The 22772-nt window shown below is 34.8% G+C and carries 27 protein-coding genes and 2 pseudogenes; 24 read left to right on the forward strand and 5 right to left on the reverse strand.

The genetic code is table 11. The features are described from left to right. Together HMPREF3106_RS07715 and HMPREF3106_RS07720 are read left to right on the forward strand one after the other, a co-directional pair. A partial coding sequence (locus HMPREF3106_RS07715; protein ID WP_070445855.1) for a sigma-70 family RNA polymerase sigma factor occupies positions 1 to 395 on the forward strand: 395 nt, incomplete at its 5' end. Next, positions 392 to 622 (forward strand): helix-turn-helix domain-containing protein, encoded by a 231-nt coding sequence (locus HMPREF3106_RS07720; protein ID WP_070445639.1) that lies wholly within the window; start codon positions 392 to 394, stop codon positions 620 to 622. The genes HMPREF3106_RS07715 and HMPREF3106_RS07720, both read left to right, overlap by 4 nt. Positions 623 to 846: 224 nt before the next feature. On the opposite strand, the gene HMPREF3106_RS09765 is transcribed toward HMPREF3106_RS07720, so the two are convergent. Then, complete coding sequence (locus HMPREF3106_RS09765; protein WP_371327442.1) at positions 847 to 1035, reverse strand: hypothetical protein; 189 nt, start codon at positions 1033 to 1035, stop codon at positions 847 to 849. A 32-nt stretch (positions 1036 to 1067) separates the two neighbouring features. Between HMPREF3106_RS09765 and HMPREF3106_RS07725 the strand changes: the two genes are divergently transcribed. From HMPREF3106_RS07725 to HMPREF3106_RS07750, 6 genes and pseudogenes are all read left to right on the forward strand, one after another. Further along, complete coding sequence (locus HMPREF3106_RS07725) at positions 1068 to 1214, forward strand: conjugal transfer protein (protein ID WP_148129428.1); 147 nt, start codon at positions 1068 to 1070, stop codon at positions 1212 to 1214. A 62-nt stretch (positions 1215 to 1276) separates the two neighbouring features. Further along, positions 1277 to 3030, forward strand: a pseudogene (locus HMPREF3106_RS07730) (recombinase family protein). 428 nt (positions 3031 to 3458) lie between these two features. Next, a complete protein-coding gene (locus HMPREF3106_RS07735) occupies positions 3459 to 4334 on the forward strand; it encodes an aminoglycoside phosphotransferase family protein (RefSeq protein WP_070445861.1) in 876 nt (291 codons plus the stop codon). 130 nt (positions 4335 to 4464) lie between these two features. Beyond that, positions 4465 to 5082, forward strand: a complete 618-nt coding sequence (locus HMPREF3106_RS07740) for a DNA alkylation repair protein (protein ID WP_070445641.1) — start codon at positions 4465 to 4467, stop codon at positions 5080 to 5082. Positions 5083 to 5559: 477 nt separating this feature from the next. Continuing rightward, positions 5560 to 6618 carry an alpha/beta fold hydrolase gene (locus tag HMPREF3106_RS07745; RefSeq protein WP_070445644.1) on the forward strand — a complete coding sequence of 353 codons (1059 nt, stop codon included), beginning with the start codon at positions 5560 to 5562 and terminating at the stop codon, positions 6616 to 6618. 10 nt (positions 6619 to 6628) lie between these two features. Further along, positions 6629 to 7066: a helix-turn-helix domain-containing protein gene (locus HMPREF3106_RS07750; protein ID WP_246827570.1), complete on the forward strand. Its 438-nt coding sequence runs from the start codon at positions 6629 to 6631 to the stop codon at positions 7064 to 7066. Between the two features lie 67 nt (positions 7067 to 7133). On the opposite strand, the gene HMPREF3106_RS07755 is transcribed toward HMPREF3106_RS07750, so the two are convergent. After that, complete coding sequence (locus HMPREF3106_RS07755; protein WP_049555063.1) at positions 7134 to 7298, reverse strand: hypothetical protein; 165 nt, start codon at positions 7296 to 7298, stop codon at positions 7134 to 7136. 834 nt (positions 7299 to 8132) lie between these two features. Here HMPREF3106_RS07755 and HMPREF3106_RS07760 point away from each other — a divergent pair. From HMPREF3106_RS07760 to HMPREF3106_RS07790, 7 genes and pseudogenes are all read left to right on the forward strand, one after another. Next, positions 8133 to 8522, forward strand: a complete 390-nt coding sequence (locus tag HMPREF3106_RS07760) for a bleomycin resistance protein (RefSeq protein WP_070445647.1) — start codon at positions 8133 to 8135, stop codon at positions 8520 to 8522. A gap of 37 nt (positions 8523 to 8559) precedes the next feature. Further along, positions 8560 to 8824, forward strand: a pseudogene (locus HMPREF3106_RS09375) (recombinase family protein); the annotation flags it as partial. Positions 8825 to 8869: 45 nt separating this feature from the next. Further along, positions 8870 to 9268: a VOC family protein gene (locus HMPREF3106_RS07770; RefSeq protein WP_039849244.1), complete on the forward strand. Its 399-nt coding sequence runs from the start codon at positions 8870 to 8872 to the stop codon at positions 9266 to 9268. Between the two features lie 139 nt (positions 9269 to 9407). After that, on the forward strand, positions 9408 to 9950 hold the full coding sequence (locus HMPREF3106_RS07775) for a GNAT family N-acetyltransferase (RefSeq protein WP_070445650.1): 543 nt from the start codon (positions 9408 to 9410) through the stop codon (positions 9948 to 9950). Between the two features lie 219 nt (positions 9951 to 10169). Further along, the gene (locus tag HMPREF3106_RS07780) at positions 10170 to 10550 is read left to right on the forward strand and encodes a GntR family transcriptional regulator (protein ID WP_070445654.1); all 381 of its coding nucleotides are present in this window, start codon (positions 10170 to 10172) and stop codon (positions 10548 to 10550) included. Continuing rightward, positions 10543 to 11391, forward strand: coding sequence for an ABC transporter ATP-binding protein (locus HMPREF3106_RS07785; protein WP_070445657.1), 849 nt, complete (start codon positions 10543 to 10545; stop codon positions 11389 to 11391). Before HMPREF3106_RS07780 ends, HMPREF3106_RS07785 begins: the two co-directional genes overlap by 8 nt. Continuing rightward, entirely contained in the window at positions 11391 to 12020 is a 630-nt protein-coding gene (locus HMPREF3106_RS07790) for an ABC-2 transporter permease (protein ID WP_070445660.1), read from the forward strand. Before HMPREF3106_RS07785 ends, HMPREF3106_RS07790 begins: the two co-directional genes overlap by 1 nt. A gap of 127 nt (positions 12021 to 12147) precedes the next feature. Here HMPREF3106_RS07790 and HMPREF3106_RS07795 read toward each other — a convergent pair whose 3' ends face one another. Beyond that, positions 12148 to 12666, reverse strand: coding sequence for a DUF4865 family protein (locus HMPREF3106_RS07795; RefSeq protein ID WP_070445666.1), 519 nt, complete (start codon positions 12664 to 12666; stop codon positions 12148 to 12150). A gap of 108 nt (positions 12667 to 12774) precedes the next feature. On the opposite strand from HMPREF3106_RS07795, the gene HMPREF3106_RS07800 reads away from it, so the two are divergent. The 6 genes from HMPREF3106_RS07800 (at position 12775) to HMPREF3106_RS07825 (ending at position 18791) form a co-directional block, all read left to right on the forward strand. After that, entirely contained in the window at positions 12775 to 13512 is a 738-nt protein-coding gene (locus tag HMPREF3106_RS07800) for a LysR family transcriptional regulator (RefSeq protein WP_070445669.1), read from the forward strand. 275 nt (positions 13513 to 13787) lie between these two features. Next, positions 13788 to 14612 carry an ADP-ribosylglycohydrolase family protein gene (locus tag HMPREF3106_RS07805; protein WP_070445672.1) on the forward strand — a complete coding sequence of 275 codons (825 nt, stop codon included), beginning with the start codon at positions 13788 to 13790 and terminating at the stop codon, positions 14610 to 14612. An 88-nt stretch (positions 14613 to 14700) separates the two neighbouring features. Continuing rightward, on the forward strand, positions 14701 to 15318 hold the full coding sequence (locus HMPREF3106_RS07810) for an SAP domain-containing protein (protein WP_070445676.1): 618 nt from the start codon (positions 14701 to 14703) through the stop codon (positions 15316 to 15318). A gap of 179 nt (positions 15319 to 15497) precedes the next feature. Next, a complete protein-coding gene (locus HMPREF3106_RS07815) occupies positions 15498 to 16064 on the forward strand; it encodes a hypothetical protein (protein ID WP_070445679.1) in 567 nt (188 codons plus the stop codon). A gap of 56 nt (positions 16065 to 16120) precedes the next feature. After that, positions 16121 to 16645, forward strand: a complete 525-nt coding sequence (locus HMPREF3106_RS07820; RefSeq protein WP_070445681.1) for a cysteine hydrolase family protein — start codon at positions 16121 to 16123, stop codon at positions 16643 to 16645. 829 nt (positions 16646 to 17474) lie between these two features. Then, positions 17475 to 18791, forward strand: a complete 1317-nt coding sequence (locus HMPREF3106_RS07825) for a DNA cytosine methyltransferase (protein WP_070445686.1) — start codon at positions 17475 to 17477, stop codon at positions 18789 to 18791. Positions 18792 to 19074: 283 nt separating this feature from the next. Here the strand turns inward: HMPREF3106_RS07825 and HMPREF3106_RS07830 are convergent, their stop codons facing one another. Both HMPREF3106_RS07830 and HMPREF3106_RS07835 read right to left on the reverse strand, forming a co-directional pair. Continuing rightward, a complete protein-coding gene (locus tag HMPREF3106_RS07830; RefSeq protein WP_070445689.1) occupies positions 19075 to 20325 on the reverse strand; it encodes an MvaI/BcnI family restriction endonuclease in 1251 nt (416 codons plus the stop codon). After that, complete coding sequence (locus tag HMPREF3106_RS07835; RefSeq protein ID WP_070445692.1) at positions 20322 to 20837, reverse strand: XRE family transcriptional regulator; 516 nt, start codon at positions 20835 to 20837, stop codon at positions 20322 to 20324. The genes HMPREF3106_RS07830 and HMPREF3106_RS07835 overlap by 4 nt, the downstream gene beginning before the upstream one ends. A gap of 376 nt (positions 20838 to 21213) precedes the next feature. Here HMPREF3106_RS07835 and HMPREF3106_RS07840 point away from each other — a divergent pair, with 376 nt between their 5' ends. The 3 genes from HMPREF3106_RS07840 to HMPREF3106_RS07850 all read left to right on the forward strand — a co-directional run bounded on the left by HMPREF3106_RS07840 (position 21214) and on the right by HMPREF3106_RS07850 (position 22740). Continuing rightward, positions 21214 to 21417 (forward strand): helix-turn-helix transcriptional regulator, encoded by a 204-nt coding sequence (locus HMPREF3106_RS07840; RefSeq protein ID WP_070445697.1) that lies wholly within the window; start codon positions 21214 to 21216, stop codon positions 21415 to 21417. After that, positions 21414 to 21806 carry a phosphate acetyl/acyltransferase gene (locus tag HMPREF3106_RS07845; protein WP_070445700.1) on the forward strand — a complete coding sequence of 131 codons (393 nt, stop codon included), beginning with the start codon at positions 21414 to 21416 and terminating at the stop codon, positions 21804 to 21806. The genes HMPREF3106_RS07840 and HMPREF3106_RS07845 overlap by 4 nt, the downstream gene beginning before the upstream one ends. Positions 21807 to 21957: 151 nt before the next feature. Further along, a complete protein-coding gene (locus tag HMPREF3106_RS07850) occupies positions 21958 to 22740 on the forward strand; it encodes a hypothetical protein (protein WP_070445703.1) in 783 nt (260 codons plus the stop codon). The last annotated feature ends 32 nt before the right edge of the window (positions 22741 to 22772 follow it).

Genomic DNA, 22772 nt, shown 5'->3' on the forward strand with positions numbered 1-22772 from the left:
TAGAAAATCAGTTTGACTATATCTGTAAACGTGCGATGGAAGACGAACGTAAGAATTATATGCTTTATCTTTCAAGGATTTCAAATCGAGAAGTGTCCTTTTCGGATATTGGCGATTATATTGTCAATCAGTTTGCAACGACAGATACTTATTCATCTGATTTTCAGATTTTATCGCTCAATGGAATATCCGTTGGTGTTGAAAATGATTTGTTGAGTGAAGCATTACGTGAGTTGCCAGACAAAAAACGTGAAATTCTACTGCTGTTTTATTTTATGGATATGAGCGATTCAGAAATTGCAGACCTGCTGAAATTGAACCGTTCTACTGTCTATCGGCATAGAACCAGTGGACTAGCCTTAATCAAAAAGTTTATGGAGGAATTTGAAGAATGAAAACACAATATCCTATGATTCCCTTTCCTCTCATTGTAAAGGCAACAGACGGCGATACAGAAGCGATTAACCAGATTATACGTCATTACAGAGGGTACATAGCGAAACGTTCCTTGCATCTTATGAAAGATGAATACGGAAATCAAAGTATGGTCGTTGATGAAGTCTTACGTGGAAGAATGGAAACCAGACTGATTACAAAAATCTTGTCATTTGAAGTTAAGTGACCAACTTTCTCTTTTCGTGGAAGCGTGCCATTCCATTCTACTCTTCCCGATTTGAGAGCTTGTTATTCCATCAAAGCATATTGTTTTTTCAGTATGTTTTGATAGGCTGACAAGCCATTTGTTTTTTGAAAATTAAATAATAGCAATCGAATACGTTTCGATAAGAAAAGAGCCGACGGAATTAACCGCCATGACCTGTCTTCTAAAGATAGCAAGCGATTCAGTTAGTGATCCGAGAAGCAATCTTTAGCATGATTGCCAGCGAAGACATTCTTATCGTGATAATGATACTTCTGCATAGTCAACAGTCCGAGCGTGATAAAACCGTCGCAGGCAATGAGTGCAGTTGCATGAGAACCATGCAAGGGTGGAACTCCCGTGAGCTTTGCTAAAGCTGTTTGATTGCTTGAAATAAATTAAGAAATAAAGATAAGGAGGGAGTTTTGTGAATGATAAATTAATTCGATATAGCATACAAATTGCCATGTTAAAACAGCTCCTTTCCAGAAATTTGATTTCCGAAAAAGAATACTTATTAGCTAAACAAAGAATTATGAAAGAATATAAAATTATTTCAGACATAACCTCCTGAATTGTGTGATAATAATTTTTATATTAACACCGCTATAGGAATACAAAAAGGAGGTTATAAAAATGAAAGAAGTAGAGGTTATAAAGGCTAATAGTTCGATTTCAAAATCTAAACGTGGAAAACAAATTGAACGTTTGCGTTTGTCTGCCTATTGTAGAGTAAGCACAGACAGTGAAGACCAACTAAGTAGTTATGCTTCACAAAAAACTTATTATACTGATTTAATTCAAAAAACAGTGAGTGGATTTTTTCTGGAATTTATGCTGATGAAGCTATTACAGGAACACAAGTTACGAAGCGTGAAGATTTTCAAAGAATGATTAATGATTGTATGAATGGTGAAATAGATATGATTATTACAAAATCTATTTCCAGATTCGCTAGAAATACTTTGGACACTTTGAAGTATGTACGAATGTTAAAAGAAAAGGATATTGCTGTCTATTTTGAAGATGAGAAAATTAATACTTTAACTATGGACGGAGAATTATTACTTGTGGTACTTAGTTCAGTGGCGCAACAAGAAGTTGAAAATATATCTGCCAATGTAAAAAAAGGTTTAAAAATGAAAATGAAGCGTGGTGAGCTAGTCGGCTTTCAAGGTTGCCTTGGTTATGATTATCACCCAGAAGATAAGTCAATAACGGTCAATGAAGAAGAAGCTGAAATTGTACGATATATCTTCAAAAGGTATGTAGAAGGAGCAGGCGGTTCTGTTATTGGACAAGAACTTGAAAATCTCGGGTACAAAACTAAATATGGTAATTCAACATGGGTGCCAACAACTGTTTTAGGTATTATCAAAAATGAAAAATATAAGGGGGATTTGTTACTCGGTAAAACTTTCACTGTCGACCCTATTTCAAAACGTCGTTTAGATAATATGGGAGAAGAGGATCAGTTTTACATACGCAATCATCATGAGCCAATTATTAGTGAGGGAATCTTTGAAAAAGCACAGGAAATATTGAATTGGAGAAACAAAAATCGGGGTAAAATTGGAAATGGTGATACTAAAAGAGAAAAATTTAGTAGGAAGTATGCTTTTAGCTGTTTACTTGAATGTGGCTTCTGTAAGGGTACGTTAACTAGACGTAAATGGCATAGTGGTTCACAGTATGATAAAGTTATTTGGCAATGTGTCACTTCAACTAAAAAAGGGAAAAAACATTGCCCAGAGAGCAAAGGAATACCAGAACAAGCAATTGAAGACGCTTTTGTTGAAAGTTATCGTATTTTGTGTGATAGCAATAAAGATGTTCTTGACGAGTTTTTAAGAACAATGAATGAGACATTGAGCAGTAGTTCAGTTAATAAGCAACTTTCCAAAGTAGAAAAAGAAATTGAATCGCTGGAAAAGAAAAAGAGTAAGTTAGTTGATATGCGTTTGGAAGATGTTATTGATTCAGAAACCTATGAATCAAAATTTTCTGCTTTGACAAATAAACAAGAAGATATGCTAAACGAACGAGAAAAACTTCAAGAAACCGCAACGAATGAGAAGGATATTAAACGTCGTTTGCAGGAGTTCAAAAAAACTTTGGAGCAAAATGAAGTTTTGCATGAATTTGACCGATATGTTTTTGAAAGTATTGTTGAAAAAGTTATTGTGGGGGGATATGATGAAGATGGAAATATTGACCCTGCACAACTTGTCTTTGTATATAAAACAGGATTCAAAAATAGCTTAGATGGCAATAGGTTTAAGCCAATGAGAAAGAATGCAAGAGGAAATCGCAAGACAAATGAATTGTGTTCACAATCTAATAACGAGGTTCAGTCTTTGTCTTCCCATAGTAGTTCCGACACGTGTTGAGTGTGTGTCACTGCTTGTGCGAGCTGAGGCATCAGCGAAGTAGAAGTAAATAATCTCCCATGCCATAGGACTCGTAGAATGAGGAGGGAAACAGACGAAATGATACGGTAGTCCGAATCACTGAATGTGTAGGTTTGCTGGTGCAATCTTAATCAGTCAATAATAAAATGATATGTTTTAAAAAATTATAATTTCGAAACGTGAATAAACTTGTTTAAACTTTATGTATCTTTAGAAAGAGTGATAACTCGAAAGAACAAATTTTTTGATGGGCGGGAATCCCCAAATAAAGAAATATAGCAATGTTGAGAAAATTGACTAGTTTTCATTATCTAAATCTTAATCTAGGTAACTTAAGTGTAGACGAACTTGATAGATTACTAGTGAAGACTGCAAAATGTGATGTGAAAAGAATCGGGGAGAGCTTGATGAATTTTATTAGTAAAGTAGCCATAAATAAAGGCTGGTCAGATGATAAAAAATATTGTGTGACTGATCAAAATCATCAAAAATATTTCTTGCGTGTTTCTGATAAGGAGAAGTTAGATTCTAAAAAATTTGAATTTGATATGATGGAGAAAGTAGCTTCTCTTGGAGTTCCGATGTGTAAACCAATTAGCATTGAACTCTGCGATAACGAAGTACATTCTTTACACGAATGGATAGACGGGAAAGATGCAAGAGAAACCATTTTAACTGTTTCGAAAGAACAACAATACACTTACGGAGTAGAAGCAGGAAATATACTTCGAAAAATTCATTCACTTCCTGTTACAGAAGTTCGTGAAGATTGGGAACCTTTTTTTAATCGAAAAATTGATGACAAAATCAAAAAATACAAAGAATGTCCCGTTCAATACGAAAATGGTCAGATTTTTATTAATTATTTAAATGCAAATCGAGAATTGTTAAAAGATAGACCTCAGGTTTTCCAACATGGAGATTATCATATCGGGAATTTCATGATTGGTGAAAATCGTAAAATTTATGTCATTGACTTTGATCGATTTGATCTTGGAGATTCTTGGGAGGAGTTCAATCGTATTGTGTGGTCCGCTCAAGTCTCTCCCTCTTTTGCATCTGGTATGATAGATGGATATTTTGATGACAAGGTTCCAGATTTATTTTGGAAACTTCTTGCCATTTACATTCTAAGTAACATAGTTGGAGCTCTACCCTGGGCTCTATCTTATGGAAGCGAAGAAATAGCAGTAATGCAAAATCAAGCCAAGGAAATTTTAGAATGGTATGATGATTTGAAGCAAATCATTCCTAGTTGGTACTTGAACAAGGAGACTGAATAATATAAAGGTTGAAATATCAATTTGAAAATATGTCAAGATTATTTGCTCATATTATAACGAATTCAATTCTTTATTAATACCTATCGAGAATTATCTTGAAACTTGGAATGTTGTTTAGGAGGTAAGTTACATGAAAGAATATATTTTGAATTTAGAAAAAGAATTTTCTTTGATAGAAAATGGATTCAAAGAGGAAGAGAGAAGAGCGCTTGCTGACTATCTATCAAACGATATTGCGTATACTAAAGAATTAGCATTTTTAGCCTTTAAATCCAATGTATATCAAGTTAGAATGTATAGTGTATTTCTCTTTGGCCATTTGTCATCGTATGAAGAAATTTTGATCTTCATGAGGGATGAGGTTTCAAAAGATGAAAATTGGAGAGTTCAAGAAGTATTAGCAAAAGCATTTGATGAATTTTGTAAACAAACAGGTTATGAAAAATCTCTTCCGGTTATTGACGACTGGCTACAAAATAATAATCCAAATGTCAGAAGAGCTGTTACAGAAGATTTAAGAATATGGACGAGTAGACCATATTTCAAGGACAATCCAGATGAAGCTATTAAACGAATCGCAACATTAAAAGAAGATTCCAGTGAATATGTTAGAAAATCAGTTGGTAATGCTTTGAGGGATATTAGCAAAAAATTTCCAAAGTTGATTAAAGAAGAACTTGATAGTTGGGATATTAAGAGTAAAGAGATTCAACAAGTTTACAAGTTAGCAAGTAAGTTTATTAAGTGACAATTATCAGCTACAAAGTAGAAAAAAGGGAACTATAAAATATTTTTATTCTAAAGTTTAATTTTAAACAACAACTCTATCACTTTCGTTCTATAATATAGAAGTTCGCTAGCACCACACGTTGAGGCGGTAGTCTTGATGTTAAGGATCAGGGACTAAGGTGTGTAAAAGCCTTTGAAATCAGACACTTTCCGGGATTCGATCATCTCGGAATGGTCGAGCGGGAGACTTGTCCATGGTAACTTGTCCAAAGCCGATTTATGGCCAAAATGTGATAGGGTTGGGTTGCCGAAATAGATTTCAGGGGTTTATTGAGTGTTCAGGATAGATGTCGGAAAATGATAGAAGACACATGAATGTATGCTGATATGCAACCAAAGATGACAAAAATCATATAAATATGTCACGTTTGGTTGGTGGAAACAACGCACTCCCTCGGGTAAAATTAGTATAGAAACTACTGAAAGTGGGTGCGAAATGGAAGCTGTAAAAATCGTTTTAATAATTATCCTGATCATTGTCGCCATATCTGGTATAGCATTCGGGATATATTGGTATCGAAACATTCATTGGTATGACAAATATGAGAAGGCGTTGAAGGAAGTTCATGCTGCTGAAAAACAGATCACATTACCGACCGGCAGTATCATCAATTACGGAGAGGTTGAGAATGACAAACCTCCGCTTCTCCTGATCCACGGACAGATGAGCATTTGGGAAGACTATGCGCTTGTCATGCCCGAGCTCAGTAGGAACTGGCATATTTACGCCGTCGATGTATACGGACACGGTGAATCATCACATGATGAAAGCCTCTATTATCTTGATGTGAACGGCGACGATCTGATTTGGTTTATCAACAATGTCATTGGGAAGCCTACAGTTGTTTCAGGGCATTCTAACGGAGCGATTACGGCGGCATATGTTGCGGCATACGGCGGTGAGAACATTGCTGGCGTGGTGCTTGAAGATCCTCCGGTATTTTCGACGGAGGGAGAAGGCTGGGATGACAGCTTTGCCTATAAGGACACGTTTAAGTCTTTGCATGAATACAATAAGTCAGACAAGACGGAGTGCTGGGAAGCTTATTACCTCCGTCACTGTTACTGGGGACAGCTGTTTATGAAAAACGCGATGCCCGGTATTGCAAATTATGCCCAGGGGTATCATGACAAGCATCCTGATAAAGCCGTAAAGATCGGATTCCTTCCTTCTTCCATATGGTCTGTGTTTGAATATGCAAGAGAGTATGATTTTGCATATGGGGAACGGTTTTACGACTTGAGCTGGAATCATGGTTTAAAGCATGAAGATATTCTGTCGGATATTGAAGTTCCTTGTGTGTACATCCATGCAAAAGAACAGGTGGCTTATGACGGAACTTACCTGTGCGCCGCATCGCGTGAACAGGCAGAGCGTGCCGTTTCATACATCGGAGAAAATTGCAGTCTTGTGGAGACAGATACAAGTGATCATGTAATACATACCGTTCATAGCGATTTTTATATCCAGTCAGTTAATTCATTACAGAAATGAGGAATTTGGTTTGCTGAAAGAGAATCTGATTATGCTGCGAAAATTAAAAGGCTTTTCACAGGAGGAAATAGCAGAGAAAATAGATATTTCCCGTCAGGCATATGGAAAATGGGAGAGCGGTGAGACAATACCGGATATAGAGAAGTGCGCCATTCTGGCTGACGTCTATGGGGTCACCATTGACAGTCTGATCCGGGAACATCGTGTAGAGAATACGCCTTTAGCACCGACACCTGCCGGTAAGCATATATTCGGGGCAGTCGCAATAAGCGAACGTGGCCAGATCGTGATCCCTAAAGAAGCGCGGGAATTGTTCGGGCTGACCGGCGGATGCAAGCTGGTGATTCTTGGAGATGAGAATGAAGGGTTAGCATTGATTAGGGCCGACAAATTTGAGAAAAAGATAAAAGACTTCCTTGCAAATGCTGGGATGGATACCGACAAGTGAAAAAAATATAGATTACAAATGAAAGAGAGCAAGCGACCTTACGGTTAATCCCAAGGGAAGCTTGCTCTTATTCTGTAATATCTACGCTTACACCGGATTTGAATTCGACCGTAAAGTGGTCGGTGAAAACGGTGACCTTTTCGATGAGCCATCTAACAAGCTCCTCGTCGAAGTCTGTGACCTCGGTTGCATGCTGGCCGATGAAGTCCTGCAGTTCTTTGATCCGCTTCATGGATTCCTCGTGGCTGTGTCTGTCGACGGCAGCTTTTTCTTTCTGCTCCCTTAGCCGGAAGATTTCGTCCTCGACAAGAATATATCCTTGATAAAAACGGAGAAAAGATAAAACTTAAAAGTGGAAACTATAAATCAAGAAAAGTAAATCTCAATGATTGGAACGAGCCTGACAAGGCAATCAAGCGTGGAGAGAAACCAAGTGTAATTGCACAGATTAAAAAGTAGCAAGAGCAACAGAAAAAATACGAAAAGAAAAAAGAGAGAACAAAAGATAATTATAGGAATTCAAAAAGGGAAGATGTTTTAACTTTATTAGGGGACTTTCAAGCACCGTGGGAAGCTGATATAGAAAAAATACCTAAAAATGATATAATGTTAAGATAGATAAATAAATTTTAAAGCAGTCCAGTAAATTATTTTTGAATAAATTATATAATGCACATGAATGAGGGGACTGATGTGAAGAAGAAACTAAAACCGTTAGTTGATTATATCATTTTAATTTTATATTCAAGATGACGAAATTAAAGAAATTTACTCTAATGCTATGGATATCGGATATAATACTCCAGAGATAAATGGTACGACCAAAATGAAGCACCATATGCGTTGTTTTATAGAGGAAATGATGGAATATATACATATTTCTCGTTGGGTCAAAGCCAGTTTTTTTGTATTATACCGGTAACAAAAAATATACTTGAGGAGTATTCAAATAAAGATGTTAAGTTATTTGAAGTTAAAAAGTAAATGACTACAAGCGTTAAAATATTGTGATGGAATGCTACTAAACTATAAGAATAGATAAATCTAAATTTGTTGAGGAGAGAATATGGATTTTAATAGGATGATTCCTGAATTATCAGTTTTTGATATTGGTCGGACTAAAAAATTTTATAGTGAATTAGGATTTAAAATTGAATATGAACGTGCTGAAGATAAATTTGTTTTCATATCTTTTCAAGATAGTCAGTTTATGTTTGAACAAATTCACGATGATGGTTGGAATATAGGTGAACTAGTATATCCATTAGGAAGAGGAATAAATTTTTCAATAGCTGTCGATAATATTGAAGAACTTTATCAATTAGTGAAGAATTTGAATATAGAATTATACAGAGAACTAACTAGAAACATATATCAAGTTAATGGAATAGAAGAAACGCAAATAGAGTTTTTAATACAAGATCCAAACGGGTATTTGTTAAGATTTACAAATTAACAAATATCAATTTAGCGAGAAATGATCATTTGAATTTATAGAGAATTATCAAAAAGAGCTAAGAAAGAGTCATTCTACAAAGTTTAAGCTCATTGAAGAATTAGAAGGTCAGTTATCAGTTAATAGAAGCTTTGATAGCTGAAATTCAAATTTATGAAGAGAAGCAGCCTAATGGACAGTGGCTAAAGTCAATTACTTTCAAGTTTCCTATCATAGACGAAGATTTGAATATAGATTTGGACAATAATGAGCAAGTTGAGTGTATAGCGTTGCTTGTGCGAGATGAGGCAACAGCGAAGTAAAAATTGAGTATATTGATATTTCCAGCACCAGATGGAGGGGAAACGATGCATCATATTGAGATTTATGTAAGTAATTTAGAGAACACCAAGGAATTCTATTCTTGGATACTGAGCGTTTTAGGTTTTGAGTTGTTCCAAGTATGGAAAGACGGATTTTCCTATAAAAAGGACGAATTTTATATTGTTTTTGTACAGACAAAAGAAAAGTATCTTAATAACAAATACAATAGATGTAATATTGGCTTAAATCACCTTGCTTTCCGTTGTCAAACTAAGGATAAAATCGATCAAATTCGGAAGAATCTTATTCAGAGAAATATAGTTTTGCTTTATGATGATAAATATCCATATGCCGGTGGTGCTGAACATTATGCAGTCTATTTTGAAGATCCGGATAGGATTAAAATAGAAATTTGCTTGGATGAACTTAAAAATTTTCAGTAATGATCATCAATGCTAAATTTTAGTTTGTAGAGGTAAACCCTTTTAACGATAACCTTATGCTATCGTTAAAAAGAGTTAAATCGTGAAAATCCTCCATCGTAAGCAATTTTACAAACAGCTGGAATTTAAGGAGAGAAAAATGGTTTTAGAAGCGGAAAGATTGATTCTTCGTCCATGGGAAGAAAAAGATGCCCATGATTTATTTCAATATGCCAGTAATCCAGAGGTTGGTCCGATTACAGGTTGGCCAGTACATACTAGTGTTGAAAACAGTAGGGAGATAATAAAAAGTGTTCTTTCAGCACCTGAGACATACGCCATCGTTTTAAAAGAAACCATGCAGCCAGTGGGTAGCATAGGATTGATGATTGGCTCTGCAAGTGATAAAGGGATTCCTGATACGGAGGCGGAGATTGGTTACTGGATAGGAGTTCCGTATTGGGGTCAGGGTTTTATCCCAGAAGCAGTTCGTGAGATGATGAGACATGGATTTGATGACTTGAATCTGGAAAAATTGTGGTGTGGTTATTTTGACGGCAACACAAAGTCACAGAGAGTTCAGGAAAAATGTGGGTTCCGTTATCATCATACAAAAGAGAACGTTCCGTGTGCATTGGAAGGTGTTCTTCGTACAGAACATATAACTTGTTTATCAAAGTCAGAATGGATTTCATTTAAGTAAATCGAAGTGTGTCGAGGTGCTACCTGTGAATTAAAGTGATTTAGAAAAGCCTTGTTCTCAAGGCTTTTTGTTATATAAAAAATAGCAAATGAAAAGTGTCTTTTAAAAATATAATATAGTTTCTATTCATTATTAAATATTGAACTAACATAACTGTTATAGTATAATAAGAACAGATAGAACAGAAGTAACAGTTGAATAGTTAGGAGGATATAGAGGGTGAATATACAGATTAATAATTCAAGCGATGATCCGATTTATTTACAGATAAAAAATCAAATAAAGGCTCAGATTATTTCTGGAGAATTAAAGGTTGGCGAGCAGTTGCCATCAATCCGATTTTTAGCAAAAGAACTTCGGGTGAGTATGATAACTGCTAAAAGAGCTTTTGATGAACTGGAACTTGAGGGTTTCATTAATTCAGTTCAAGGTAAAGGTAACTTCGTTGCGACTCAAAATAAGGAGCTTATTCGTGAAGAATATTTGAAACGAATCGAATCAAAGTTGCAAGATATTGTTGAGCTTTCAGAAATTGCAGGTGTATCCAATGATGAGTTGGTAGAGATGTTTAGTAGTTATATGGAGGGAAATTATGAGTAATTATGCTATTGAAATCAAAAACTTGGTTAAAAAATTTGACAGTTTTACATTAGGTCCGATAGATTTGTCTATTCCTAAAGGAACTATCGTCGGATACATTGGTCAAAATGGTGCAGGAAAAAGTACAACCATAAAGTTGTTGTTAGGAATACTTAAGAAAGATTCAGGAGAAATTAAAATTTTAGGTTATGATAATCCTAACAGTATTGAACTGAAAGATAAAATCGGAGTAGTGTTTGATGAGTTGTTAGTTCCAGAAGAGTTGACACTTGTTGATTTGGAAAAATTTTGTTCAAGGATTTATTCAAAGTGGGACAGAGAATTTTTTTATCAATTAAAAAGGAAATTTAATCTATCTGAAAAACAGGCTATTAAAAGTTATTCTCGTGGAATGAGAATGAAATTATCTATGGCAGTAGCTTTATCTCATAATGCAGAGATTCTTATATTGGATGAAGCTACTAGTGGTTTGGATCCGATAGTAAGGGAAGAAATTTTAGATTTTCTGCTTGAATTTATGCAAGATGAAAATCACACAATTCTAATCTCTTCACATATTTTATCGGATTTAGAGAAGGTGGCAGACTATATCGCTTTTATCAATGATGGTAAACTTCTTTTTGTTGAACCAAAGGATGAACTCAAAGAAAACTATGGTATCTGTACTTTATCTAATGAAGAAGTTGAAAATCTTGATGAGAAAGCCATAATTGGAAGAAGGATACATTCATTTGGACAAGAGCTGCTTGTTAAAAGAAATCTTGTTCCAGATGGGATAAGATTACAAAAACCGTCTATCGAAGATATTATGCTTTATTTTGTGAAAGGAGATAAAATATAATGACTGCATTGATATTAAAAGATATAGCTACTTTAAAAAAGACGCTGCTATTGACGATTACTATTTGTATTGCACTCGCTGTGTATGGGATATATGAAAATGTGATTTTTATGATTCCGCTTATATGTGTAATGATACCGTTAATTTTAACTGCTATCGCTTTTGGCTATGATACGAAATCGAAGTTTGAACAATTCGCCTTTTCGATGCCTATTAAAAAGAGCAGCTTTGTATTAAGTAAATTGTTTTTTGCGTTTGTATTTGGGTTAGTTGGTTCAGTATGTTTATTTGTTCTATTTATAGTTAAAAATGAGATGTCGATAGATAACATCGTATTTATCTCACTGATTACATTAGTTGCAAGTGTTTTAATGTCAGCGATTCAACTACCGTTTATCCTAAAATACGGTGCTGAAAAGGGCAGGCTGATCATGGTGATAACCTACTTTGCAATATTTGCTCTATCTACTTTTTTAAAAGAAAAATCAGATTTACTTGCGAATATGGTGGAGCTTTTCAGTAAGTATTCAATGGTAATGATTTTTATTGGAATAATCTTGGTAGGACTTGTTATTATAGGGATTGCCATAAAAATATCTATTTCAATTATGGATAAAAAAGAATATTAGAGAAAATTAGGATGGATTACAAAAGAATTTAGGCGGTAAGGAAGATCACAGTTATATTATCGCTATAGAAAAAGAGCAATGAAAAATTTTTCATCGCTCTTTTTCTTCATTACTACTCATATTTTTGTTATTTTGAAATATGAAGAATTTCAAAAGTCGGTAGGTGTTTATCAGGTTTATTGGTATAAAATGTAAAGATACATTTTTTCCATTTATCGGGATTAAAAACTACAATTTTACCACTTTCATCATTTTGCAATTGCTCATAAATAGTAAAACTCTTTAAAGTTTCAGAAGCTTTTATATCAACGACTTCTAATGTGACATACTTGGACGAATCAAAATGATCCGACAATTCGACTGATGTGGTTACTCCAATTTCAATATTTTGCCAACCAAAGGAAGTTAAAATGTTATCAAAATAACCATCAAATATAAATTTGGTCATTCCATTAGTTTCTTTCCAAATATATAGTGGACAATAACTATTAAATAGTTGACCTTCAGATTTTTCAGAGATTAAATAGACTTTTAAAAATAAATCTTCAAAACCATCCATCAAGTGCCCTGTCTTTTGGACACGTTGTCTAATGATATTCATATCATAATCAGCTGGTAATTTTATAGTGTATTGCATTGCTTGCATGGAAGTACCTCTTTTCTAATTTATTAATTATAGTAAATATGATTTCTGTAATTTTGAATAATACTTAATTATGATATAATTATCATAAAAAATGATAAGGTGTTTTAGATGAATTTTAATGATATGAAAATCTTTGTGACAATCTATGAATCAAAATCCATAAATAAAAGTTCAAAGATTTTACAATATGCACAATCAAATTTAAGCGCTAGATTAAAAGTGATTGAAACTGAACTGGGATGCAAGCTATTTCTTAGAAATTATAATGGATTAGTTCCAACTGAAAAAGGAGACTTGTTTTATCAATTTTGTAAGGAAACTTCCAATAATTTGGAGAATTTAAAAGAGAGGATTTCAAAAGCAAAAGTAAGAGTTTTAATTTCAGAATTATTATTAAATCATGATATTAATAATTTGCATACAATTGATTTAGGTATAAGTGATATCACTATCAAAAAAACTTCAGAAATACCAAGTGTCGCTCAGCAAGAAGATTTTGATAAGATTTTTTGTTTTCAAAAGATTAAAAATCTTAAAAATTATGATGAAATTCTAGGAAACATTGAAGCAATGTATTTTTGCTCAAGCAATCAATTGGTTGACAAGGAGACACCTTTTTTAATTAATAAAGATGAAAATTGTCCTTTAAGAAAAAGAACCGTAAGAGAGTTCGCTCATTTAAAAGAGTTTGTAGAAATTGATTCATTTGAAAATATTATTACCTTAGTTGAAAAAGGACAAGGAATTGCCTTGTTACCCACATGGTTGAAAAATAGATCGAACATAAAACCTTATACTCAAGATTTTGTTAACATTCCTTTTTATCAGTATGAAAAGAAAGTTTAAAATAACTATTTTATATAGATAAGGCAAAGGTACCCAATAACCAAACTAAGGATTTTCCATGAGTTTATTTGAATAAAAAGGTTTATGATATATATTCTTATGTTAAATTAAGAAATAATCGGTAACTCTCTATTTTTTGGGGCTGTTCTAGTTAAGGGATATAGTTCCGAGGGTTCATAGATATAGAGTATAAGAAGGAGGAATGTCATAGGAGCTTGAAATGTCTATATACATTTTTTGACAAAAATAGTTAATTTTGTAAAAGGAGGATATTTATGTTAGGAGCAATTGTTGGAGATGTTGTTGGGTCTGTTTATGAATGGAATAATATCAAAACAAAAGAGTTTCCATTTTTTAGAGAAGACTGTTTTTTCACAGATGATACGGTAATGACCTGTGCTGTTGCGGAAGCAATCATGAATGGTGGACAGAAGGATGACTTCATTGATGCCATGAAGAAGTACGGCAGAATGTATCCAAACGCGGATTACGGAGCTCGTTTCAATCGTTGGCTTATGACCGACAACCGTGAGCCTTACAATAGTTTTGGAAACGGGTCGGCGATGCGCGTTTCTCCGTGTGCTTGGGTGATGGAGGCTGCAACAGACGAGTTGCCGTCCGAGGGAAAACGTCTGGCGCAACTTTCTGCGGAGGTGACGCATAACCATCCAGAAGGAATCAAAGGCGCAATGGCAACAGCGGATGCTATTTATATGTGCCGTTATTTCTGCGGTAGTGATGGTAGCGAGAACCCTGCGGAAATCAAAAGACGTGTTAAGGAACATATCGAGAGAGAGTATGGATATGACCTTTCTAAAACGTTAGATGAAATTCGTCCTACGTATCGTTTCAATGAAACGTGTCAGGATACCGTTCCTCAGGCGATTATTGCGTTCCTTGAAAGTACAGATTTTGAAGATGCGATTCGAAATGCGATTTCTCTTGGTGGGGACAGTGACACTCTTGCTGCAATCACAGGAAGTATCGCCGAGGCAGCTTATGGGATTCCGGATTGGATTCAGGATAAGGTTTATACCTATTTAGATGAGCCACTAAAAGATGTACTTAGACGATGGGAAGAATTCGTTGTAATCAAATAACCGTATATATAGGTGTATGTCCACACGTTGACGGGGCATACGAATTGATGTTACCGTCGTTGTAGATTTGAAGGCTGGAGGTGATGGTTTGGCGGAAAACAGACCTAGTTTTGAAGAGATAAAATCATTTGAAGAATTTAACCAATACTATTGGTATCGAGAGGAACTTTCCCAAATTTGTAAGTCTCTTGGTTTAGAGTACAGAGGTACGAAGAAAGAATTAGTTTATATAATTGAACAATATTTTCAAGGAAATAAAGTAGAGAAATCTGTGAGGAAAGGTCTCAAAACTCAATCCGAAGTAATCACTTTAGAGACTCCGCTCCTGAACTGTGGGTTTTCTTTTAACCAGAAGTTTAGAGATTATTTTTCAGCAGTAACAGGGGTTAGTCCGTTTAAATTCAATGCGGATATGGCAACTGCTTGGCGAAAAGTAAAAAGGGATAATGATTTAAACTTTACGATTCAAGATATGATTAAAATTTATTATGGAGAGTCAGATTATGCCAAATATGATCATTCGGCTTGTCAGTGGAATCAATTTTTAAAAGACTTTTGTGCAGATGAATGTAGCCATCAGTATGCGAACAAGTTAACCGTTGCAGCGATCCTTTGGAGGGAAGTTCGAGATTCAAAAAATGAAAAAGTTTATTCCAAACAGCTTCTGAAAGAACATAGCCACAAAATAGAGGAGTATCGTAAATAAGCAACTACTCTTTCTTCTATCTGAGTCGTTGTTGCGAAAGCCTCTACGTACCTTTAAAAGGATTATAGAGAGGGCCGTCATGCAGACAGGTTTATTAGATGTACATTGTGAGTGCTTGTTTCGTGTGATTGACGGTATCGTAATAATGTTTAGAATGAAAAAGTTTAGGAGGGTTATTGATGGTTATATTGGAATTGTATCAAGGTGATTATAAAAAGGATTTGGTCGCGTTTGATTCTTTAGAAGAAGGAAGAGCTTTTGTGGCTCAAATCCCTGGATATACTTTAGAAAAAGTAGATGAGTTTGAAATGGAATCTTTTAATCCTGTACACTTACCGGATTATATGGAGATTGTCTATAATGGAAACATTGTACCCTTGTCTAAATGGATGTTCGACCCTGAGGAAATTGTAGTTATTGTTTGGAAGGAAATTTCAAATCTGTCTGTTAAAAACAATAGAATAATCGAAGGATACTCACTAATCGATGCATTTGTTGTTAATAACGATGAAGTGAAAGCCTATGTCGAAGCCAGAGAAGCAAACTTCCGCAAGGCAAAAGACTTCTTAGAAAGTAAAGGATATGAAGTCGACAGAAGCTTTTTCGGAAGTGAAGACGGCGAAGCGATTCTCTACAGAAAACGCGGCGCCGAAGATTGGCACTTCTTATGCCACTTAGACCCGCTGTTTGTGGAGGTTGAAGATGTAGAGGGACATGTGAAAGAAGAGCTTCAATCGTACAACTAAAGGGTGCTGCGAAAGTATGACGTATTTGTCCGATTAAAATTAAAGGAGCACCATAAGTGAAAGCATTAATTGTTTTAGATTGCCAAAAAGGAATCTTAGCTAGAGGGGATTTTGACCTGCTTAGAGAGAATATTTTGAAGTTACAAAAGATGTTTAAAGCGAGCGGGGATCTCATTATTCATACGCGTCATATTGATGCGAATAAGGAGAGTATTATTTACAATGGTGATGAACGAGGAGCACTCGATGAAGAGCTTTCTGCGAATGCGGATTTTATTGTAGAAAAAGACTCGCCAAATATTTTTCAGAGCGAAGAGTTGAAGGCGATTCTTGCGAACCATCCGGTAGATGAAGTGGTGATTACGGGACTGAACGCGGAATATTGCTGCTTATTTTCTGCCATTATCGCGTCAGACAGAGGCTATAAGGTGACTTACATTGAAGATGCAACGGGCAGTGTCAATGATGGCGACACTTATGAAATGCCAGGACTCGACCTTGTTGACCTCGTTGGCTGTGTCTTGGATTGGTCGGGGCAAGTCGAGGTCCTATACTTCGATGAGTTCAAAGAGAGAGGGTAACAGTCGATTTGTGATCGGTAAGGGAACTATAAAATAAATTGAAATCAGAAGCAGGCGAAGTAACATTTGCCTGCTTTTTCGTGTGAATGAGCAAATGTCCCTTAAAATTTGAGTATCCCTTAAAAACGGATGTGATTTAAAGGGTAAGATAAAGCATTGATATTTTATTTCTAAAGCAAACTGTATTCTCATCCAAAGGCTTCGATTCTTATGGTTATTATCGATAAGTATTATGAAGGTAAATATTAGTGTTCGGTTGAAAAATCAACAAACAATCTTCAACAAGAAATTGAAGCGGGAAAGGATTTTAGGGCTCAATGTTCAGTTGTTTTAAAGTAAAAATAATGTCAATTATTTTAAGCAAGAGCTTCTATTGATTTGTTATAGCAGCCATCAATATCAATAGTGTGTGATATTTTATGTAGTAATGGCAAAAAATCTTCTTTCTTGAAAAGTTACTTTAGTTTATTAAACAATATTAAACTAGTTATACAAAATATTTAATATGAAATTAAGTCGTATATGCAAGAAAGGAACGTTTTAATAGTTAGTAAGAGGGATTTGATAAAAGACATTAGATAAATACAAAATCTATCTTTTTGTTTTAGAATTGAACATTTTGTAACATTTAAAACGTATATATTTATATGAAGGAGAAAATTTATTTCTTTTGTAGCTTTTTATGAAAATATTTAAAAATGACAACGACTATTTTTGAGTGATTTCCTGGACAATTTAAGGCTACTATGATATTATACTTTTATGGTTACTGAGTATTTATGATTCTATGTGCTACTTTAAAGTTAAAATAATTTTAGGAGGTGAAATGATGCCGTATGCAGTTGATTTATTTTGTGGAGCGGGAGGTTGTTCTGAAGGGTTAATTCAAGCTGGATTCCATATATTATTTAGTTCCGATATAAGTGATATGGTTGAAGTTACATATAAAAATAGACATAAGCAGTTAGGGCTAATTCAAGGGAAAAATACTTGGTTTGAGAGGGCAGATATTAAAGAATTGACTGGTAATAGAATTAAAAAGTGTATTAGTGAATTGGATATCTTTAAAAGAAAAAGGATACCAGATATAGATCTTGTGATAGGCGGACCAAGTTGTCAGGGGTTTAGCCGTGCTGGTCGTAGAGATAAGTCAGACCCACGAAATATGCTCTTTGGCGAGTATGTGCGGATTATTAATGATATCAGACCTAAATATATTATTCTCGAGAATGTAGAAGGTTTCATGGACATGCAGTTTGTGGGGTATAAAGGATTAACAGGCATCGAATATCCTGATGGAAGTGTTACTCCAGATTTGCTTCGCAGTGAACTGAATGAAATTGGATATAAAACACTAGAACCTAAGATCCTTAATTCAGCGGATTATGGTGTTCCGCAACGAAGAAATAGGGTGATTTTTATTGGCTATAGAGAGGGATTAAAAGCCCCCGAGTATCCAGTACCAACTCACAGACCTGAGGACTATGTAACTTTGCAAGAGGCAATCGGAGACCTTATTGTAGATGAAAAGAAGCGAAATAGTGTTGGAAAAAAACTTACGATGTATCAAAAAGAAAGTCGTGCAGGAAGAACTCCAGCAATGAATGGAAAGCCCATTCCCTCTGAAGTGGCCACAAACACAGAATTATCCAAGATATCTCCAGTAGTTAAAGAAAGGTTTAGCCTTTTTATGGAAGGTGAAACTGGTTCAAATTTGAAAAGAAGAATACTAGAAGAAGGCATCGATCTTTCTGACAAACCTGCACTAGTTGAATTATGTTCAACGAAATTTTCTATGAGTAGTAAAGATGTTGTTAGGATATTCAAAGACGCTAAGGCTACTATAGAACAGGTGGAGGTGTTGTTAACTAAAAAAAATATTCGACAAAGATTAGATTCAAATCAGACATCAGCTACGGTAGTTACAATTGCAGACGACTACATTAGTCCATGGGAACCTAGAACGTTTTCTGTAAGGGAGATGGCTAGATGTCAATCTTTTGATGATTCATTTGAATTTCTTGGTAAGAGAACAACGGGTGGTCTGAAGCGAAGAGTAGAAGTCCCGCAATATACACAAGTTGGAAATGCGGTTCCACCGCTTCTTGCTAGAGCGGTAGCCCTTGAAATAATAAAAATATTATAAGAGAAAACGGATTGTTCGTGGTGAACAATCCGCTTTTTCATAAATGAAGCTATAATTCGTATATAAAATTATATGATTTCAGAATTATCAGCTGCGAAGAAATAGAGATTATTTATTTTCGAGTTATGTTTTTTTGGGGGGAGATTGATTCTTAGGAACGGATTGAGTTTATTTATGAACTGAAAATAACAAATAGTCAATTTATAAGAGTATTTTGCAACAATTATTAATATCTACTTTTATCAAGTAGTTTAATAAATTATATGTTATTTTTAAATAGGGATTAAAAATCTACTATTTCAAATGTATCGAATAAATCTGATTTTGCATTTGGTTTAATACGCCATGCATTTCCATGATTCTTTCCAGAATAACGGCCTGTTTTTGTTGTGTAACCTCGCCAGTCATATGTAATAATTCCTGTTTTTATAAAGGTCAGGAAAGTTGTAAATTGAGGAGTTCTTGAAAATTCGATTTCAGTATATTTAAATTGCACCATATTTTGAACCACTCGACTTTTAGCTTTCACCCAAAGTGTTGAAGGATGTTTCATATATAACTGTTGACGTAAATTATCAAAAGACCAGTATGCTGCGATTTCACGTACTCCAGTTTGAGGATTTCTCCATATAATATTTACCTGCTGGTCCTCATCGTTTACATGAAGATAAAAACCTTGATTGTTTTGGGGAGCCTCAATTGACCCAATAGTAATATAGAGACTGCGGCAATCTGGATGAGAATCTGATTCGTATCCATAGAACCTTGTGAAAGCGGAAACTCGATTACGATCAATAGGTTCTAAGTCTGCAACCCTTGTTTCTTCAAATTGAGGTCGTAGGGTGAAAAGCGTGTCAAGAGTTCGACTTCCGTTCTTAGCCTTAACTTCAATTAATCCATTATAATCGGCATTAATTCGGTTATTTGTATTTATACCGAGTAGATTTTCTAAAGTATCACCAACATCCTTAGGAGCAAGGGGTCCATAACCTTTAGAGTTGTTGAAATAACCTCCATGAACAATATCGTATAAACTAGGCTTAATTTGATTAAAAAGATTACTAATTGGATCTAAACCGATTGTATGGAATAGATCTTCTTCACTAGGAATGTTGTGAGTTAAATTAATTATGTAAATCAAAGGCTCACCATTCATCTGGCGAAAGATAGAAATATAAAGGAGATCACCTTCATTCACTTCGCCTACTTTCATTCTGCTTTTAATTCTTTCAATTGAAAAGCGCCTATCTCCACGAGTGTTAGCTACTCGATAAAATTTCAAGCGTACATTCTCTGCTTTACCATTTTGGATGAAAAGTGCATTATACGATACTCCATGTAATCCACCATAACCTAAATAATCATAATCTATAAGACCCCAACTAGACAAAAGCTCTCGAAGAATTCCATTAGCATCGATATTATTTTTATCAATCATGGTATAAGTCATACGAATTAATGCATAATCTTCATTTCTAAAGCGACGAATCATTCTGATTACATTAGATTCGTCTGAATACGGTGTAAATATCATCTGTCGTCCTCCTGAATAGAATTACGAGAAAATAAACTATGCATTTCTACACCAACGGTGTATGACATAGCGTAAAGGGTTTTTATCGTCGGATTAAGAGCTTTTCTGTTTGTAATTCTACTTATCGTTGCGGTTTGTATATTAGTTGCGCTGTAAACTTCTATTTGCTTTAGCTGCTTTCGTTTCATGATCCTTTGAAAGTTTTCGATAAAAACAAGCAAAAAATCATCTTCTGTATAATTGCTCTCTAATCCAATATTTTTGCTGGTTGAAGTATTTAAGTAATTTGGAAAGAATAAAGTTGGAAATGGTGTGTTCAACTTACGAGCGAGATTGAGAACTGTTAAATACTCAAGGTTCTGTTCTCCATATTCTAAAGCGGATAAACAGCCACGGTCATAATCAATAGAAGACGCAAGTTTTGAAATACTAATTCCTTTTGTTTCACGCGCATTTCGTATGTTTGTCCCTAAAATTAAAAAGATATTTTTTGGATTGAATTCTTTATCCATCGTATCCCCTCCTATATTTATTATAGACAAACATCCCCTTTAGTTATTGATTTATAACCACCAAAATATAGTAGAGATATTCAAGGTTTATAAATAATCTTGATAGTTAAAATTATGGACCTTCTAAGGTTGCATAGTTACTTTTGAAAGACTAGAAATGTAGTTTGTTAATATAACTTGTAATTGAAGAATACTAAACTTGGGTTAGAAATTAAGAGATGTATAGAGAATATTTAGTTATCACTTAGAAACTGATGTGATTTAAGGGATAATGATAAAGTATTGATGTTTTGTATGTAAAGTAAACTTGACATTTTGCTGGAAAATAATTATATTATATGTAAAGTAAACTTTCCATCTAGAGAGGTGATTAAATGTGAAGAATAAACTAGAAGAAATTCGAAAAGCAAAGGGAATCACGCAAGAAGAGCTCGCGAATGCCCTTGAAGTTTCAAGGCAAACAGTGGGGTCTTTAGAAAACGGAAGATACAATCCGTCCATCATCTTGGCATTTAAAATTGCGCGGTTCTTTGATGTGTCCATTGAAGAGGTATTTATTTTCGAGGAGGATGAAAAATGAAGAGTAATAAAATTTGGTATTTAGGATATTCAATCAGCTTGTTTAGTTTAATTCTATTGCTTACGCTCGATTTAAATGAAGCTCTCAGAGTGTGTTTAATTATGGTTTTTGCTATTAGTTTAGCTGTTTCACATGTTCAAATCATGCACCGTAGACTATTGGAGACGGATCATGACTATAAAATTAGTATGAATGATGAACGGAATGAAAAAATCAGAGACAAAGTAAATGCAACGATGGCATCTGTACTCATGCTTTTAATGGGAATGATTGCAGTTGTATGTATTTCATTACATGCATATGTACCAGCAGCACTGTTAGCTATTTCCCTTGGATGTTCTCCAATCCTAATGATTATGATTAATAAATATTACGAGGGAAAATACTAATTCTGGATGTGGAAGCTATTCATTCAGATTTTCGAAGTCATTGAAGCAAAATGGTGAACGTGAGATAATAGATTCAGATCGTATTTTGGAAATGATATTGCCGTACTTGAAACCGAAACACTTGTCGATAAGAGAGTTTGGAGGAGGAACAATGGATTATCAAGCATTACGAAAAAAATACACACTTTATACTAGAGGCTCAGGAATTTTAGCAATAATTCTGATTATTTGTTTCGCAGTGGTCATAAGAGATACACTTCTTCAAACAGTGGGAGTCCTAGTGATTTTCGCGGGATTAATTCTAGGAATCCAACTAATCAATAAATGGTATCTAGGGATTGTAGCGAAATTACTCCATGTGGATTTGGATTTAGCATCGTGGAAACAATATATCGAATTCAATAAAACGGCCAAAAGAGCGGCCCTTCAGATAGATGCAAAAACGACAGAAGTCTCTTACGCCTACATGACAGGAGATTTTGAAACAGCGGTTCAGAAGGCCAAAGAAGCCTTGGAATTGGACGGTCTTAAACCACAATTTAAGGATATTTTGGAAAGCTATCTGATTCGTTCGGTCGTTTTGAGCCAGCCGGAGTTGAGCCGAGAAGAACTGGATGCACTGCTTAACGAGCTGACGATTACAGAACCGATATTGGCCAAGAAAACCGAACAAGTAAGTGTGGCTCTCTATGACTTAACCATCGCGCATGAGAGTAACGACTACTTCGAAACTTTGACGAATGAATTCAAGTATCCACAGTTAGAAATTATCTACTACCAAGCCTTGAATGCTAAAATTAAAGGTGATACAGCTCGCGCAAACGAGTTACTAAGAAAGATCGTTCATGAAGATGAAGAGTTGTATGTGGTAAGAATGGCAAAGGTTCTATTGAATGGGACACTTGAAAGATACAAGAAGTATCATTACAAATGATTTTGTAATAAGATAAATAAGTTTTTTGATTC

The sequence above is a fragment of the Granulicatella sp. HMSC31F03 genome, assembly GCF_001807725.1.
GTDB classification, from domain to species: domain Bacteria; phylum Bacillota; class Bacilli; order Lactobacillales; family Aerococcaceae; genus Granulicatella; species Granulicatella adiacens.

Excerpts from the sequence above, each read along its gene's own strand:
- HMPREF3106_RS07790 (WP_070445660.1), top strand. The coding sequence starts at position 11,391 with ATGACTGCATTGATATTAAAAGATATAGCTACTTTAAAAAAGACGCTG.
- HMPREF3106_RS07800 (WP_070445669.1), top strand. The coding sequence starts at position 12,775 with ATGAATTTTAATGATATGAAAATCTTTGTGACAATCTATGAATCAAAA.
- HMPREF3106_RS07755 (WP_049555063.1), bottom strand. The coding sequence starts at position 7,298 with ATGAAGCGGATCAAAGAACTGCAGGACTTCATCGGCCAGCATGCAACC.
- HMPREF3106_RS07845 (WP_070445700.1), top strand. The coding sequence starts at position 21,414 with ATGAAGAGTAATAAAATTTGGTATTTAGGATATTCAATCAGCTTGTTT.
- HMPREF3106_RS07740 (WP_070445641.1), top strand. The coding sequence starts at position 4,465 with ATGAAAGAATATATTTTGAATTTAGAAAAAGAATTTTCTTTGATAGAA.
- HMPREF3106_RS07785 (WP_070445657.1), top strand. The coding sequence starts at position 10,543 with ATGAGTAATTATGCTATTGAAATCAAAAACTTGGTTAAAAAATTTGAC.
- HMPREF3106_RS07735 (WP_070445861.1), top strand. The coding sequence starts at position 3,459 with ATGAATTTTATTAGTAAAGTAGCCATAAATAAAGGCTGGTCAGATGAT.
- HMPREF3106_RS07770 (WP_039849244.1), top strand. The coding sequence starts at position 8,870 with ATGCATCATATTGAGATTTATGTAAGTAATTTAGAGAACACCAAGGAA.
- HMPREF3106_RS07835 (WP_070445692.1), bottom strand. The coding sequence starts at position 20,837 with ATGGATAAAGAATTCAATCCAAAAAATATCTTTTTAATTTTAGGGACA.
- HMPREF3106_RS07795 (WP_070445666.1), bottom strand. The coding sequence starts at position 12,666 with ATGCAAGCAATGCAATACACTATAAAATTACCAGCTGATTATGATATG.
- HMPREF3106_RS07745 (WP_070445644.1), top strand. The coding sequence starts at position 5,560 with ATGGAAGCTGTAAAAATCGTTTTAATAATTATCCTGATCATTGTCGCC.
- HMPREF3106_RS07805 (WP_070445672.1), top strand. The coding sequence starts at position 13,788 with ATGTTAGGAGCAATTGTTGGAGATGTTGTTGGGTCTGTTTATGAATGG.
- HMPREF3106_RS07815 (WP_070445679.1), top strand. The coding sequence starts at position 15,498 with ATGGTTATATTGGAATTGTATCAAGGTGATTATAAAAAGGATTTGGTC.
- HMPREF3106_RS07830 (WP_070445689.1), bottom strand. The coding sequence starts at position 20,325 with ATGATATTTACACCGTATTCAGACGAATCTAATGTAATCAGAATGATT.
- HMPREF3106_RS07720 (WP_070445639.1), top strand. The coding sequence starts at position 392 with ATGAAAACACAATATCCTATGATTCCCTTTCCTCTCATTGTAAAGGCA.
- HMPREF3106_RS07775 (WP_070445650.1), top strand. The coding sequence starts at position 9,408 with ATGGTTTTAGAAGCGGAAAGATTGATTCTTCGTCCATGGGAAGAAAAA.
- HMPREF3106_RS07850 (WP_070445703.1), top strand. The coding sequence starts at position 21,958 with ATGGATTATCAAGCATTACGAAAAAAATACACACTTTATACTAGAGGC.
- HMPREF3106_RS07760 (WP_070445647.1), top strand. The coding sequence starts at position 8,133 with ATGGATTTTAATAGGATGATTCCTGAATTATCAGTTTTTGATATTGGT.
- HMPREF3106_RS07825 (WP_070445686.1), top strand. The coding sequence starts at position 17,475 with ATGCCGTATGCAGTTGATTTATTTTGTGGAGCGGGAGGTTGTTCTGAA.